At 70.0% G+C, this 15,182-nt stretch carries 12 protein-coding genes; 6 read left to right on the forward strand and 6 right to left on the reverse strand.

Annotated features, from left to right (window positions below; translation table 11 throughout):
- Together ACIRDX_RS08295 and ACIRDX_RS08300 are read left to right on the forward strand one after the other, a co-directional pair.
- The coding region (locus tag ACIRDX_RS08295; protein ID WP_396624945.1) for an MFS transporter at positions 1–1,187 on the forward strand (1,187 nt) is incomplete at its 5' end.
- Between the two features lie 232 nt (positions 1,188–1,419).
- Positions 1,420–1,842 (forward strand): group III truncated hemoglobin, encoded by a 423-nt coding sequence (locus ACIRDX_RS08300; RefSeq protein ID WP_396624946.1) that lies wholly within the window; start codon positions 1,420–1,422, stop codon positions 1,840–1,842.
- Positions 1,843–1,988: 146 nt separating this feature from the next.
- Here the strand turns inward: ACIRDX_RS08300 and ACIRDX_RS08305 are convergent, their stop codons facing one another.
- Complete coding sequence (locus ACIRDX_RS08305) at positions 1,989–2,489, reverse strand: plastocyanin/azurin family copper-binding protein (RefSeq protein WP_396624947.1); 501 nt, start codon at positions 2,487–2,489, stop codon at positions 1,989–1,991.
- A gap of 218 nt (positions 2,490–2,707) precedes the next feature.
- Between ACIRDX_RS08305 and ACIRDX_RS08310 the strand changes: the two genes are divergently transcribed.
- Entirely contained in the window at positions 2,708–3,691 is a 984-nt protein-coding gene (locus ACIRDX_RS08310; RefSeq protein ID WP_396624948.1) for a beta/gamma crystallin-related protein, read from the forward strand.
- A 118-nt stretch (positions 3,692–3,809) separates the two neighbouring features.
- Complete coding sequence (locus ACIRDX_RS08315; protein WP_396624949.1) at positions 3,810–4,346, forward strand: DUF6265 family protein; 537 nt, start codon at positions 3,810–3,812, stop codon at positions 4,344–4,346.
- 155 nt (positions 4,347–4,501) lie between these two features.
- On the opposite strand, the gene ACIRDX_RS08320 is transcribed toward ACIRDX_RS08315, so the two are convergent.
- Positions 4,502–5,590, reverse strand: a complete 1,089-nt coding sequence (locus tag ACIRDX_RS08320) for an NADH:flavin oxidoreductase/NADH oxidase (protein WP_396624950.1) — start codon at positions 5,588–5,590, stop codon at positions 4,502–4,504.
- A 255-nt stretch (positions 5,591–5,845) separates the two neighbouring features.
- On the opposite strand from ACIRDX_RS08320, the gene hmgA reads away from it, so the two are divergent.
- Both hmgA and ACIRDX_RS08330 read left to right on the forward strand, forming a co-directional pair.
- Entirely contained in the window at positions 5,846–7,180 is a 1,335-nt protein-coding gene (gene hmgA, locus ACIRDX_RS08325) for a homogentisate 1,2-dioxygenase (RefSeq protein ID WP_396624951.1), read from the forward strand.
- Positions 7,181–7,327: 147 nt separating this feature from the next.
- On the forward strand, positions 7,328–8,137 hold the full coding sequence (locus ACIRDX_RS08330; protein ID WP_396624952.1) for a 5'-3' exonuclease H3TH domain-containing protein: 810 nt from the start codon (positions 7,328–7,330) through the stop codon (positions 8,135–8,137).
- Between the two features lie 282 nt (positions 8,138–8,419).
- Here the strand turns inward: ACIRDX_RS08330 and ACIRDX_RS08335 are convergent, their stop codons facing one another.
- The 4 genes from ACIRDX_RS08335 to ACIRDX_RS08350 form a co-directional block, all read right to left on the reverse strand.
- The gene (locus ACIRDX_RS08335; protein ID WP_396624953.1) at positions 8,420–9,124 is read right to left on the reverse strand and encodes a response regulator transcription factor; all 705 of its coding nucleotides are present in this window, start codon (positions 9,122–9,124) and stop codon (positions 8,420–8,422) included.
- Positions 9,109–11,004, reverse strand: coding sequence for a 7TM-DISM domain-containing protein (locus tag ACIRDX_RS08340; RefSeq protein WP_396624954.1), 1,896 nt, complete (start codon positions 11,002–11,004; stop codon positions 9,109–9,111). The genes ACIRDX_RS08335 and ACIRDX_RS08340 overlap by 16 nt, the downstream gene beginning before the upstream one ends.
- A 70-nt stretch (positions 11,005–11,074) precedes the next feature.
- Entirely contained in the window at positions 11,075–12,907 is a 1,833-nt protein-coding gene (locus ACIRDX_RS08345) for a phosphoenolpyruvate carboxykinase (GTP) (protein ID WP_396624955.1), read from the reverse strand.
- 81 nt (positions 12,908–12,988) lie between these two features.
- A complete protein-coding gene (locus ACIRDX_RS08350; protein WP_396624956.1) occupies positions 12,989–15,157 on the reverse strand; it encodes a hypothetical protein in 2,169 nt (722 codons plus the stop codon).
- Positions 15,158–15,182: the final 25 nt, after the last annotated feature.

Below are 15,182 nucleotides of genomic sequence, written 5' to 3' on the forward strand. Positions count from 1 at the left end.
GCGTGTGCATCGCGGTCGCAGGTCCCGAGATGCAGAAGGATCTCGGTCTGTCGCCGTCGCAGTGGGGCTGGGTCGTCGGGATCTTCGCGCTGTCGTACGCCCTCTTCGAGATTCCCTCGGGCGCGCTCGGCGACCGCATCGGGCCGCGCAAGGTGCTCACGCGCATCGTGCTGTGGTGGTCGGCCTTCACGAGTGCGACGGGGCTGGTCTCGAACTACTACGTGCTGCTCGCCACACGCTTCGCCTTCGGCATGGGCGAAGCCGGCGCCTACCCGAACGCCTCCTCGGCCATCTCGCGCTGGTTCCCGCTGGCCGAGCGCGCGCGTGCGCACGGCACGGTGTGGATGGCCAGCCGCGTCGGCGGTGCGCTCACGCCGCTGCTCGTGGTGCCCATCGTGCAGGCGTGGGGCTGGCGTGCCGCGTTCTACCTGTTCGGCCTGATCGGCGTGGTGTGGGCCGGCGCCTGGTACTGGTGGTACCGCGACTACCCGAGCGAGATGCCGGGCGTGACGGCCGAGGAACTGGCGCACATCGGCGAGTCGTCGAGCCGGCGCGCGCACCTCGCGCTGCCGTGGGCGCAGGTGGTCAGGAATCGCAACTTCTGGATCATCCTGCTCATGTACCACGCGTACTGCTGGGGCTCGTATTTCTACGTGTCGTGGATGCCGACGTACCTCCGGCTGGGGCGTGGCTTCACCGCCGACGAGATGAAGATCTACGCGATGCTGCCGTTCGTGGCGGGCGCGGTCGGCAACCTGACCGGTGGCTCGCTGAGCGACGTGCTGGTGCGCCGCGTCGGCCTGCGCAACGGACGCCGCTTCGTCGCCGCCGCCGGGCTCGCGGCCTCCGCCCTCTGCCTCTTCGGCACGGCCGTCGTCGACAACCGCCTGCTCGCCGTGGCGCTGCTGACGATGGGGTACTTCAGCATGGACTGCATGCTGCCGGTGTCGTGGGCCGTGTGCGTGGACGTCGGCAAGCGGCATGCGGGCGCCGTGACCGGGGCGATGAACTCGGCCGGGCAGATCGGCTCGTTCCTGTCGTCGATCGCGTTCGGCGCGCTCGTGGACGCGTTCGGTGGCCGCTACGACGTGCCGCTGATGCTCTTCAGCGGCGCGCTCCTGCTGTCGGCGCTGCTGTTCCTGGCCATCGACGCGTCGAGTCCGTTGCTCGACGAGGCGGAAGCGTAAGAACGGCTCAGGGCTCAGGGCTCAGAAAAGGCTCAGGACTCAAGGCTCAGGGCTCAGAGAGCACGCTGAAGGCTCAGGGCTCAAGGCTCAGAAAGCACGCTGAAGGCTCAGGGCTCAAGGCTCAGAAAGCACGCTGAACAGCGGCGGCGACATGCGCGCCCCGAAGATCGCAGCGTCGGCCCGAGCCCCAAGCGCCGAGCCCCGAGGCGTGAGACCTGCCACACTGTCCTGCGTGGCCGACCTGACGACGCGCGCGGACATCGACCTGCTCCTGCGTGAGTTCTACTCGCGGGCGATGGTCGACGAGGTCATCGGCTACCTCTTCACGGAGGTGGCCCATCTGGATCTCGACCACCACCTGCCGACGATCGGCAACTTCTGGGAGCAGATTCTCTTCCAGCGGCCGGTCTACGCCGGGCACCCGATCGCGGCGCACTTCCCGCTGCACCAGGCGGCGACGCTGCAGCCGGCGCACTTCCAGCGCTGGTTCCGGTTGTGGGACGAGACGATCGCGACGCGCTTCGAGGGACCGATGGCCGACCAGGCCCGCACACGCGCGGCCACCATCGCCGAGTCGATGCAGTACCGCCTGGGCATCACGAGCGACCCCACGGTCTTCTCGGACGCGTACAAGGCGGCGTTGGGGATGGGTTGACAGGAAGCAGGCGCTCGGGGCTCGGGGCTTGTGGAAGATGTCCGCGTCGTCCCAGCCCCCAGCCCCCAGCCCCCGGGGCAAACAGCAACGGGCGCCACCCGCGTGTGCGGATGGCGCCCGTTGTCCTGATGAAGCCGAGTGTCGAGCTACTCGACGATCAGCTGGCCCACCATGCCGCCCTGGAAGTGCGCCGGGAACGTGCAGATGAACGTGTACTTGCCGGCCGCCGGGGCCGTGAACTCGACGGTGACGGTCTCGCCGCCGCCCGCCATGCCGCTGGCCGCGATGACCTGGGCCTTCGACTTGGGCGAGACGTAGTTCGTGTCGCGCGCCGTCGAGCCCGCGTTGGCCACAGCGGCGGCATCGACGCCGGCCTTCAGGAGCACGAAGTTGTGGGCCATCGCCATCTTCGGCATGGCGCTCACGGCCTTCAGGTTGACCTTGACCTTGTCGCCCGCCTTGACGCGGATGACCGCCGGCGTGAAGCGCATGTTGTCCGAGCCGGTCAGGTTGAACGTCTTCACGGCGCCGGCCGCGGCCTTCGGGGCCGCCTTCGGGGCGGCCTTGGTCGCCTGGGCGAGGGCGAGCGCGGGGGACAGCGTCAGCGCAACGGTGCACACCGCGGCGCACAGAAAGTGACGGGTCATCGAGAGCAATCCTTTGGGAAGAAGACTCGCGGCGGCCCCGGTCGCGGGACGCACCGCCATGGCAGTCACCGGAATCGGTGCGCCACTGACCATCGTACCCGAAACCTCCCGGACAGGGTACGCTCGACGCTAGTCCAAGGTCGGACCCCTATCGTCGGTCAGGAGTCGGTCGGGGGCGCGCCGGGCGACCATATGGCACGACACGTCTGGAGGTGTCCTTGACCCGAGTCTTCTTCGTCGCGGCTGCGCTGGCCCTGGTGGGCCCCCTTCTTCCCGTCGAGGCCCAACCCCAGGAGCGGGGCATGGGCGGCGTCGTCGGCATCACCGTCTACGAGGATCGCGACTTCCGCGGTCGCAACGCCAATTTCCGCCAGGATGTGCCGGACCTGCGCGACTCCGGCATGAACGACCGGATCGTCAGCCTGCAGATCGCCAACGGCGAGGCCTGGGAGGTCTGCGAGCACGCGTTCTACGGCGGCCGCTGCCAGGTGTTCTACGGCGTGGAGTACGACCTGCGGCAGCGGGGCTGGGGCCGGATGATCTCGTCGATGCGCCGCGTGCGCGGTAATGGCGGCGGTGGCGGCGGCTGGGGCGGCGGTGGCGGGAGCGACCGGGGGCTGGTGCTCTACTCGGGCCGCAACTTCGGCGGCCAGAGCCGCGTGCTCGGCGGGCCGACGCGCGATCTGCGTGAACTCGACTTCAACGACCTGGCCGAGAGCCTTCGCGTGCCTCGTGGCGAGGAGTGGGAGGTCTGCGACAACATCGAGTTCGACCGGTGCCGCGTCGTCAATTCCGACATCACGGACCTCAACATGATCGGCCTGCGCCGCAAGGTCTCGTCGGCGCGTCCGCTGCGCGGTGGTGGCGGTGGCGGCTGGGGTGGGAGCGGCGGCAGTGGCGGCGGTGGCTACTACCCGCCCCCGGGGCCGGGGCCGCGTCCCCCGGGCGGGGGCTATGGCCGGATCATCCTGTTCGAGGGGATGAACTTCACGGGACGCTCGTACGTGGTGGCCAACCCGTCCAACTACGTGAACATGGAGTACGCACAGAGCGTACGGGTGGAGGGCGGCAACTGGGAACTGTGCGAGAGCGCCGACTTCCGCGGCCGCTGCACGACGGTCAACGTCGACATCGGCAACCTGCGCTCGCTGGGCCTGCCCGGGCGCGTACGCTCGGCACGGCCCGTCGGCTATCCGCGGTAGGGCAACACCGCACGCCGAACTCGCCGCGCGCCGGAGGCGCACATCGGCGAGTCTTGAACCCCGCCCTCGGGCCCTCCCTGGTGCCCCGCGCGTGTGGCCGCTGTACCATGGCGGCCACATGCGCATCCGTACCTTCCTCCGCGTCGCCCTGCCGGCCGTGCTCGCCACGATGCTGGCCGTTCCCTCCGCTTCTGCCCAGGACGCCATCGGCACGGCGCCACCGGCGCAGGCCACCATCCAGCAGGTGGCATTCATCGCCGGCCAGTGGTACGGCAAGCTCGGCGAGAACCTCATCGAGCAGCACTGGATGACGCCCGTCGGGCCGTCGATGGTGGCGGCCTACCGCAACCTCGCCGGGGGCACCAAGCCCGGCCTGTACGAGATCCTCGCCATCGAGGAGCAGGACGGGACGCTGAAGCTGCGCATCAAGCACTTCGCCCCGGGGCCGGGACTGGCGAGCCGCGAGGCGCAAGGCGAGGCCGCCGAGCACACGCTCGTGAAGGTGCAGGGCGAGATGGCGGTGTTCGAGAGCACGGGCCCGAACGCGCTGCGGATCACGTTCTCGAAGCCGTCGAAGGACGCGCTGAACATCGTGCTGGACCGCGTCCGCGACGGCAAGCCGACGCAGACGGTGTTTGCGTACACGAGGCGGTAGGGGCATTCCTCATGCCTCATGCCTCATGCTTCATTTCTCATGTAGAAGGCAGAAGGCAGAAGGCAGAAGGCAGAAGGCAGAAGGCAGAAGGCAGAAGGCAGAAGGTAGAAGGCGGTCGTCGTGGGGCAGGCCTCATGACGACCGCGACTCAGGGCTCACCCTCGTGCCGGTGTCCCTGGTGGAGCCGCGCGGAGGTACTGCGGGGGCCACGGCAGCGCGTGGCCCAGGGCCTGCGCGGCCGTCTGGGCCCAGCGCGGGTTTCTCAGGAACTCGCGGGCGAGCACGACCATGTCGGCAGCCTCGTCGGCGAGGATCTGCTCGGCCTGCGTGGGCGATGTGATCAGCCCGACCGCGGCCGTGGGGATGCCGGCCTCGGCCCGGATGCGCGCGGCAAACGGCACCTGGTAGCCGGGCGCGACCGGAATCCGCTGGTGGACGACGTTGCCGCCCGACGAGCAGTCGATGAGGTCCACGCCCTCGGCGCGCAGCCGCCGCGCCAGGTCCACGCACTCCTCGATATCCCACCCAGCCTCCGCCCAGTCGGTTGCCGACACCCGCATGAGCACTGGCATGACTTCGGGCACCGCGCCGCGCACCGCACGGGTCACCTCGAGCGCCAGCCGGATCCGGTGCTCGAAGCCCCCACCATACGCATCGTCGCGATGGTTGCTGAGCGGCGACAGGAACGAGTGCAGCAGGTAGCCGTGAGCGCCGTGGATCTCGATCACGCGGAAGCCGGCGGCGTGCGCCCGCCGCGCGGCGTCGGCAAACGCCGCCACCACCGCCGCGATGCCGTCCGTGGTGAGCGCGTGCGGGTGCGGATAGGTGTCCGAGAAGGGGACTGCGCTGGGGCCCACGACGTCGGTCCAGCCACCCTCGTCCTCGGTAACGGTGCCGCCGCCGTCCCACGGCCTGCGGGTGCTGGCCTTGCGCCCGGCATGCGCCAACTGGATGCCCGGGACGGCGCCCTGCGACGCCACGAACCGCGCGATGCGTGCTAACGGCTCAATCTGGCCGTCGTGCCAGAGGCCGAGGTCCTGCGGGCTGATCCGGCCATTGGCCTGCACGGCCGTCGCCTCGGCAATGACCAGGCCGGCGCCGCCCACCGCGAAGCTGCCGAGGTTGACGAGGTGCCAGTCGTTGGCCAGGCCGTCCACGGCCGAGTACTGGCACATGGGCGACACGCCGATGCGGTTGGGGAGTTCGACGTCGCGAAGGCGCAGCGGAGCAAAGAGCGCAGGCACGGACGGATCTTAGCGAATGCTGCGATGCTGCGATGCCGAATGACGAAGGCACAGCTCAGGGCAGGTTCGCGGCTCGGGGCTCGGGGCTTGGGGCTCGGAAGGAAGAAGGGGGAAGTGGGAATGCGGAAGGAGCGGGGAGGCAGGAGTGCCCGCTTGCGTCCTCCAGCCCCCAGCCCCCAGCGCCCAGCGCCCGCCCGTGGTTGGCGCTGACCGTTCACCTGTGGTTACCTGAGGCGGTACCCGAGGATGCCTCCCATGAGCGACGCTCGACCCACGTCCGCCGACACCCACCCCGGCGTGGCCTACCAATCCGGCTTCGGCAATGGCTTCGAGACCGAAGCCTTGCCAGGCGCGCTGCCTGTCGGGAGGAACTCGCCGCAGCGGTGCGCGTACGGGCTCTACGCCGAGCAACTGTCCGGATCTCCGTTCACGGCGCCGCGCGCGAGCAACGAGCGGTCCTGGTTGTATCGCATCGCCCCCACGGTGGCGCACTGGGGCATGTTCAGGCCTGCCGACCTCGGTCGCTGGCGCACGGCGCCGGCCCCCGAGGTCGACGTGCCGCCGGGGCCCCTGCGGTGGGATCCGTTCCCGTTGCCGGACGCGCCGGTGTCGTTCCTGGAGGGCGTGCACACGATCACCACGTCTGGCGATGCGGCCACGCAGGCCGGCATGGGCGCGCACGTCTACCTGCTGACGCGCTCCATGCAGGACGAGTACTTCTACGATGCCGACGGGGAACTGCTGTTCGTGCCGCAGTCTGGCGCGCTGCGGTTGTGGACCGAGTTCGGCATCATCGACATCGCGCCCGGCGAGATCGCCGTGATTCCTCGCGGCGTGAAGCTGCGCGTCGAACTGCCCGACGGCCCGGCGCGCGGGTACCTGTGCGAGAACTACGGCGGCGCGTTCACGCTGCCCGAGCGTGGGCCGATCGGCGCCAACTGCCTGGCCAACCCGCGCGACTTCCTGACGCCCGTGGCGGCGTACGAGGATCGTGAGGCGGCCTCACGCCTGTTCGTGAAGTGGGGCGGTGCGTTGTGGGTCACCGACATCGATCGGTCTCCACTCGACGTGGTGGCGTGGCACGGCAACTACGCGCCGTACAAGTACGACCTGCGCCGCTTCTCGCCGGTCGGCCCGATCCTCTTCGACCACGCCGACCCCTCGATCTACACCGTGCTCACGTCGCCGTCGGAGACGCCGGGCACGGCCAACGTGGACTTCGTGATCTTCCCCGAGCGGTGGATGGTCGCCGAGCACACGTTCCGTCCGCCCTGGTACCACATGAACGTGATGAGCGAGTTCATGGGCCTCGTGTTCGGGCAGTACGACGCCAAGCCCCAGGGCTTCGTGCCGGGCGGCATCTCGCTGCACAACACGATGCTGCCGCACGGTCCCGACGTCGATGCCTTCGAGCACGCGAGCACCGTCGAGCTGCGGCCGCACAAGCTCGAGTCGACGTTGGCCTTCATGTTCGAGACGCGTTACCTGCAGCGGGTCACCGCCTTCGCCGCCGCCGCCCCGCAGCGGCAGCAGGGCTACGCCGCCTACGGCCGCCACCTCAAGCGCCACTTCGATCCGACACGCCCCTGAGCAGACGCTGGCAATTCGAGATTCGACATCTGAGACTCATTGGCGAGGGCCTCCAGCCCCTCGCCTCCAGCACCCAGCACCCAGCACCCAGCACCCAGCACCCAGCACCCAGCACCCGGTACCCGGTACCCGGTACCCGATCCCTGAATGCACATCCACCTCATCGACGGCACGTACGAGCTGTTCCGGCACTACCACGCGATGCCTTCGCAGCGTGACGATGCCGGGCGCGAGGTGGCGGCGGTGCGCGGGGTGATGGCGTCGGTGCGGGGACTCGTGCGACAGGGCGCGACGCACGTCGGCGTGGCCACCGATCACGTCATCGAGTCCTTCCGCAACGACCTGTGGCCTGGGTACAAGACGGGCGAGGGCATCCCGCCGGACCTCTGGGCGCAGTTCCCGCTGCTCGAGGATGCCTTGCGAGCCGCCGGCTACGTGGTGTGGCCGATGGTCACCGAGGAGGCCGACGACGCGCTGGCCTCGGCGGCGCGACTGGCGGCCGCCGACCGGCGCGTGACGCAGGTACACATCTGTTCACCCGACAAGGACCTCGCGCAGTGCGTGCGGGGTGACCGTGTGGTCCAGGAGCATCGGCGCACGCGCGTCACGCTCGACGAGGCCGGCGTCACGGCGAAGTTCGGCGTGCCGCCGCGGTCGATGCCCGACTACCTGGCGTTGGTGGGCGATAGCGCCGATGGGTATCCCGGGATTCCTGGGTGGGGCGCCAAATCGGCCGCGGTCGTGCTGGCGGTGTACGGCCACCTCGAGGCGATCCCCGACGACCATCGCGCCTGGAGGGCCAACCCCGCCAACCCGGCGCGGCTCGCGCTCGCGCTGCGGGAGCGCCGGGACCTCGCCGCCCTGTTCAAGCGTCTGGCGACGCTGCGAGACGACCTGCCGTTGTTCGAGGATGTGGAGACGCTGCGGGTGGGCCCGGCAGGCGGGGCTCGGGGCTAGGCGCTGGAGACCGTCGGACAAGTCCGACGGCTACGTCATTGGCGCCAGGGGAGGGCGCGGTGCAAGCCACGGCGCCGCTGTGGATGACGGCCGGGTGGGACACCCGGCCCTACCTTGATGCCGGCCAGCCGTTGTGTCGAGCTTGCGAGCCCCCAGCGCCGAGCCCCAGCCCCAAGTCTCTGCACCGAGCTGTCGAGCCCCCAGCCCCCAGCGCCGAGCCCCAGCCCCGAGTCTCTGCACCGAGCTGTCGAGCCCCCAGCCCCCAGCCCCCAGCTCCTGTCCCTACACGACCTGCAGCGGATCGCAGAGCTGGTAGCCGATGCCACGCACCGCGCGCAGGCAGGTCGGCGTGGCGCCGACGGCCACGAGCTTCTTGCGCAGGCGGCCCATCCGCACCTCGAAGGCCGCCTTGGCGTACTCGTCCGGATCCTCGCCGAGCACCTCGAGCAGCTGCCACGTCTCCAACTGGTGGCCGGGCGCGCGAGCCAGGGCCGCCAGCAGCGTCGACTCGCTGGCCGTGATGGTCGTGACCGCCTGCGGCCCCTCGAGCCGCAGCCGATCCGTGTGCAGCGTCAGCACCTGGCTGGCATCGCCGCCCTGGACCACGCAGGCCGCCTCGACGCGGCGTCCGAGGGCTTCGACGGCCGCCAGCAGTTCGCCCGGGTGCACCGGCTTCGAGAGGTAGATGTCGGCGCCGCTGGCGTAGCCTTCGACCCGCTCGTGAATCTCGGTGCGCGCGGTGGTCATCACGATGCCGGCCAGCGGCTGCGCGGCCCGGAAGCGGCGTGCCAGGCTCAGGCCATCCTCGCTGGGGAGGTTGAGGTCGACCACGAGCACGTCGATCGGGCCCTTGCCGCCCTCGTCGTCGATCTCCTCGGCGCAGGTGAGGCCGGTGACATGATGGCCGGCGCTGCGCAGCGTGGTGACCGTCACCTCGCGCAGGACGTCATGGTCCTCGACGACGACGATGTTCAGCGCGGCAGCCACAGGACGAACCGGATGTGCGTGGGGGTCGGGGCGTAGCGCAGGTGCCCGCCCAGCTGCGCGGCCAGGGTCGAGGCAAGGTGGAGGCCCAGTCCCGAGCCGGTGAGTCGGCGTGCGCCCGGGCTGCGATAGTACTTCTGGAAGACCTGTCCCGGATCGGGCCAGCCAGCGACGCCCGGCAGGTTCGACGTCCAGATCAGCAGGCCGTCGCTCTGGCGTCGATCGACGGCGGCGCTGAGATCGACGGGCGCGTCCTGCGCGCCGTGCATCAGGGCGTTCTCGACCAGCAGGCTCAGCAGGCGCCGCAGCGTGACGGCATCGGTCTCCAGCGTCTCCAGGTCGTCTTCCACCGACACCACGACGCGTCCCGGCGCCAGGCCGTCGGTCCGCACGGACTCGAGCAGCGGCCGGAGGGCCTGTCTGGCGACGGGGAGGGACTCCGGCGAGTCCGTCCGCTGGACGTCACCGCACCTGTCGAGGACGCGGCCGATGCTGTCGATCGACTGATCGGCGAGCTGCCGCAACTCGGGGGAGGCGCCGGGGGCGCCCAGCACCATCCGGATCACCGACAGGCCCGTCTTCACCTCGTGCGTCAGCATCGACAGCAGCTGCGAGTGCTCCTCCTGCTGCTGCTGCGCCTGCAGCGCCTGGCTCTCGGCGATCTGCGCTCGCAGCATCGCTTCGGCCCGCATCCGCGACACCCGTCGCGTGCGCACGAGCAACACCGTGAGCATCACCACGCCGATGAGCGCGGTGAACCAGATCATGCCGTACAGCATGAAGTAGGTGCTCTTGATCCAGCCGTACTGCGTGAGGAACCACAGCGTCGAGCCCGCCGCCCCGACGAACGCCGCGCCCACGTACAACCCGCGTGGCACCGACGGGCGCACGCGCGAGTCCCGGTCCCACGCCCGGCACGTCAGTGCCGCGGCCAGGGTCGTGCACGGCAGGACCAGGATCGTGTAGGCGTTCAGCTTGAGCGCGATGTCGAGGCGCCCGGCAAGGGTCACCAGGAGCAGGGTCGGCAGGATGAACAGCGGCACGGTCACGAGCCACGCGCCCAGTCGTGACGGGCGATGCTCCTTGACGAAGAAGTAGTAGAACCAGCAGGCCAGGTGGACGGCGATGAAGACCGCGACGTTGAAGCCCTGGTCCATCAGCACGGGCGGCACGTAGGGCGCGAGCAGCGGGCGCGCGTACCCGAGGACGTAGAGCGCGTACGGCAGGTTGGCGGCCTGCATCGCCGCGAACGCGTAGTCCGTGGTGGTGGAGGTGGCCACCGCCGCGACCAGGCCCACGAGGGCGAGCGCCACCAGCAGCATCACCAGCAGGGCCGACGTCAGCTCGTCCTCGCGGTCGGCGTTGGTGGCCTCGCGCCAGGGCAGCACCTGCACGTGCAGCTGACGTGAACTGGTGGTCTGCATCCGCAGCCAGACCTGGCGAGGCACCGGCCCGATGGGAATGGTGAAGGTGTGCGTCAGGGAGCGATGTTCGGCGTCGAGCCAGTCCGTGCGGTCGCCGGTGGCGCGCGGGCGGCCGGACGTGTCGGCCGGATCGAACAGCTCGATGTGGTCGACGTACACCGGACGCATCCGGATCACCGCCCAGCCGGCCCCTGGTCGATCAGGTTGATCGACGGCCGCCGGCACGGCGCGCACCGTCAGGCGAATCCAGAACACCGAGGAGCCGTAGCCGGCATTCAGGAAGGCCGAGTACGGCTGGTACGCCTGCTGACGGGCCTCCTCGAACGAGAGACGACCGGCGGTGTCCTCGAAGAAGGCCTTCTCCGTGACGAGGTCGTCGGCCTGCAGCGGGGGCGTGCAGGCGGTGCCGGCGCCGAGCGCGAGCAGGAGGACGACGAGCAAGCGTGGCAGCCGTGCCATCGCCTGTGATGCTAGCTGAAGCGTGGCCCGGGACAGGCAGGAATGTGCGTCCCGTCCCGGGGCATTCACGTCAGAGCCGGCAGATCAGGAGCTCGCGCTCGTAGATCATTTCCTTGGGCAGGTGCGAGTGGAGCTGGAGGAAGAGCTCCTCGTGCTCCATGACCTCCTTGCGCCACTGCGCGGCATCCACGGCCTGCAGCTTCTCGAACTCCGACTCGGCGAAGTCGAGTCCGCGCCAGTCGAGATCCTGGTAGCGCGGCATCCAGCCGAGCGCCGACTCGCGCGTCGGGACGCGGCCGCGGACGCGGTCGACTATCCAGCGCAGCACGCGCATGTTGTCGCTGAAGCCCGGCCACAGGAACTTGCCCTCGTCGTCCTTCCGGAACCAGTTCACGTGGAAGATCTTGGGCGTCTCGACCAGCGTCCGCTGCATGGCGATCCAGTGCCGGAAGTAGTCGGCCATGTGGTAGCCGCAGAAGGGCAGCATCGCCATCGGATCACGGCGCACCTTGCCCACCGCGCCGGCCGCGGCGGCCGTCGTCTCAGACCCCATGGTCGCGCCCATGTAGACGCCGGACGTCCAGTTGAACGACTGGTACACCAGCGGCATCGTGGTCGCGCGACGGCCGCCGAAGATGATGGCGCTGATCGGCACGCCGAGCGGGTCGTTGAACCCCGGATCGATGATCGGGCACTGGCTGATCGGCGCCGTGAAGCGCGCGTTCGGGTGCGCAGCCGTGGCGCCCGTCTCGTGGGCGATCTCCGGCGTCCAGCGCTGCCCGCGCCAGTCGAGGCACTCGTCGGGCGGGGCCGGCGTCATGCCTTCCCACCAGACGCCGCCCTCGGGCGTGAGCGCGACGTTGGTGAAGATCGTGTTGCTCGCGATGGTGGCCATCGCGTTCGGGTTCGTCTTCATCGACGTGCCCGGCGCGACGCCGAACATGCCGGCCTCGGGGTTGATTGCCCGCAGGCGCCCGTTGGCATCGGGCTTGAGCCAGGCGATGTCGTCGCCGATGGTCGACACCGTCCAGCCCTTCATGGCCTTGGGCGGCACGAGCATCGCGAGGTTGGTCTTGCCGCAGGCGCTCGGGAAGGCGGCCGCGACGTACGTCTTCTCGCCGTGCGGGTCCTCGACGCCGAGGATGAGCATGTGCTCGGCCATCCAGCCTTCGTCTCGCGCCATGGCCGAGGCGATGCGCAGGCCGAAGCACTTCTTGCCGAGCAGCGCGTTGCCGCCGTACCCGGAGCCGTACGACCAGATCTCGCGCGTCTCGGGGAAGTGGACGATGTACTTCTGATCGTTGCAGGGCCAGGGCACGTCCTGCTGGCCCGGCTGCAGCGGCATGCCGACGCTGTGCATGCAGGGGACGACGCGCTTGGTGTCGCGGTCGATCTCCTCGAGCACCGGCAGCCCGATGCGGGCCATGATGCGCATGCTGGCGACGACGTAGGGGGAATCGGTGAGCTGCACGCCGATCTGCGACATCGGCGAGCCGACCTCGCCCATGCTGTAGGCCAGCACGTACATCGTGCGCCCCGTCATGCAGCCCTTGAACAGGCCGCGCAACGTCTTGCGCATCTCGAACGGGTTCACCCAGTTGTTGGTCGGGCCCGCGGCGTCCTTCGAGAGGGAACACACGAAGGTGCGCTGCTCGACGCGCGCCACGTCGGACGAATCGGAGCGGGCGTAGTAGCAGCCCGGCCAGAGGTCCTCGTTCAGCTTCGTGAGGGTGCCGGTCTCGACCATCTGGGCGCAGAGGGCGTCGTACTCCTCCTGCGAGCCATCGACCCAGTGCACGGCCGCCGGGTTGGTGAGGTGGCGCATCTTCTCGATCCAGCGGAGAAGGTGCGGGTTGTTCGCGAGGGGAACGGAGGGGTCACGCCCGAGTGTCAGGGTCGTCATGCGACTTATGATTCTATAACCGGCCACTCGCTTCAGGCTACTGGCCCCTCCGTACCCGGTACCCCGTACCCGGTACCCGGTCTACGGCATCGCGACGTCGAGCGTGATGCCGTTGGCCAGGCGCACGAGTTCCTCCTGGGCCTTGCCGCGCTGCACTTCCAGGTCCTCGATCTCCTTGCGCAGCAGGGCCAGGCGGTCCTCCTGGGCGCTCAGCTGCGAGGCATAGCGGGCCACCAACTGGCGCTCCTCGGCGCTCGACTTCAGCGCCTGCAGGTTCTCGCGCACGCGGGCCTGATCCTTCTCGATCCGCTCGACCTCGGCCTGCCGCTCGCGCACGGCCACCTGCAGGCGCGCGACCTCGGCGCTCTGCGCCATCACGGCCTTCAGCTGCGGCTCGGCGGCGACGTCGACGTTCCGGCCGCGGAGGATCAGGGCCACCTGGTCGCTGGTGATGTTGGTGACAGCGACGCGCGTCTCGACCTCGCGTACCTCGTCGACCTTCAGCGTCTGCGTGCCGCCCTGCGGCACCACGGCCCGGAACCGGTACTGCGCCGTGCCGGTCTCGGCGGGCGCGGGCGTGCCCGGCGCGAGCGTGAAGCCGTCGCGCTTCGGGTGCTCGATCACGAACGTTCTCGCTGACGCGTCCTCGTTGCGGAGCGTGTAGGTGGTGGTGCCACGCTCCTGCACGGTCTGGATGAACGCGCCGCGGGTGATGCGCACCCGGCTGACGCGGCGCGGCCCTCCCTCGAAGTTCGCCGTGACGCGCGCAGCGAGATCGACGGCATACGAGACGAGGCGGCGTTCCTTCGGCTGGATGGCCTCGAGGAGGCCTTCACCCGCGAACGCCCCGCCCTCGACGAGCGACACGCTGCCGCCGTCGAGCGTGAGCCCAGTGTCGTTGGTGATCCACGCGGCGCGTAGCGGGCGCGGCGAACCCGAGCTGGCTGTCCACAGCGACACGCGCTCCACCGTGACCGGGGCCTGCACGATCGGCACGAGCGCCGACTGATTGCGCCGCACGGTGATCGGCTCGGTGAGCTTGTACTCGAACAGGTCGCCGAGGTCGGCGCCCTGCGCCGCCGCCGGCGTACGCGTGAGGCGCTCCTCGATCTCGTTGGCGGTCATGCGCGTGGCCCGGACCACCTGGGCGGCGGGGGCCGGGGCAGGCGGGGGAGGCGGCGCACTCGGCATGCCACCACCGGGCGCGGCATCGGCAGCCTCGGGCGCTGCGCCGCTCTTCTCGGCGCTCATCGCCCCGTCGTGCGTCTGCGGCGTCAGCATCGCCGTGCTCGGCAGCGGCACCACCGGACGACGCGTGTACAGCGGCTGCGAGATCTGCTGGATGAACGACTGCGGCGCCCCCGCGACGAGCGACAGCTCGACGTCGGTCCAGTCCTCGCCGAGCGTGTTGTCGACAATCGCCCACCCCTGCAGGAAGGGCGTCTTCCCCGCAGCCGTCGGGATCACGAGCCGGTACGACGACTTCCACACCGGCACCTCGCTCACGTAGCTCACGAACAGGTCGCGCGCGCCGGTACCCGAGGTCGCGATGCGCAGCCGACGCACGTCCTGCGCGCGCGCCGATCCGACGAGGTCGAGGTACTGCGAGAGTTCGCCGCGCGTGTCGTTCTCAGCGAGCCGCACGCCCACGCCGGGCCCGAGCGCGAACGTCCGCAGCACGCCCGCGTCGGTGACGATCGAGAGTTCGAGGACGGACTCGGTCTTCTCGCCGGTCGTGCGCTCGCGTTCCTGCACGCTCAGCACGCGTCCCGTGACCGGCGCACCTGGCCCCTGCACCTCCACGCGCGACCCGCGCAACGCGTGCAGGAGGTCGGTCGGCGAGGTCGTCGCGCCGAGCGGCAACCCGAGGGTACGCAGGCGCTGCTCGAGCGGGGCCATCGAGTTGAAGGTGATGCCGGTCACCTTCCCGTCTCCGAGATCCGTCGTCGTGAGCGACTTCAGCACGTCGTCGAGCTGGCCGCTGGTGAGGTCGATCGACACCACCTGGTCGCCGCGCACGCGGCCGACGTGCTCGAAGTAGCCGACGCCGCTCTTGTAGAGGACGACGCGCCGCACGGGCAGCTTGCCGGTGTCCTGGGCAGGCGCCGCCGGAGGTGCGGCCGCCGCGCGCGGCTGTGGCGCAGCGGCGCCCTGGCTGGCCGGGGACGGTCCGGCAGGCGACTGCGACAGCAGCGGGGCCACGGCCCACGAGGCAAGGCCGGCGGCGAGGAACCAGGCGCGTGTCTGCATGACGCATTAGAACCCCGATCGCCGC

This window comes from Luteitalea sp., assembly GCF_044337415.1.
GTDB lineage: Bacteria > Acidobacteriota > Vicinamibacteria > Vicinamibacterales > Vicinamibacteraceae > Luteitalea.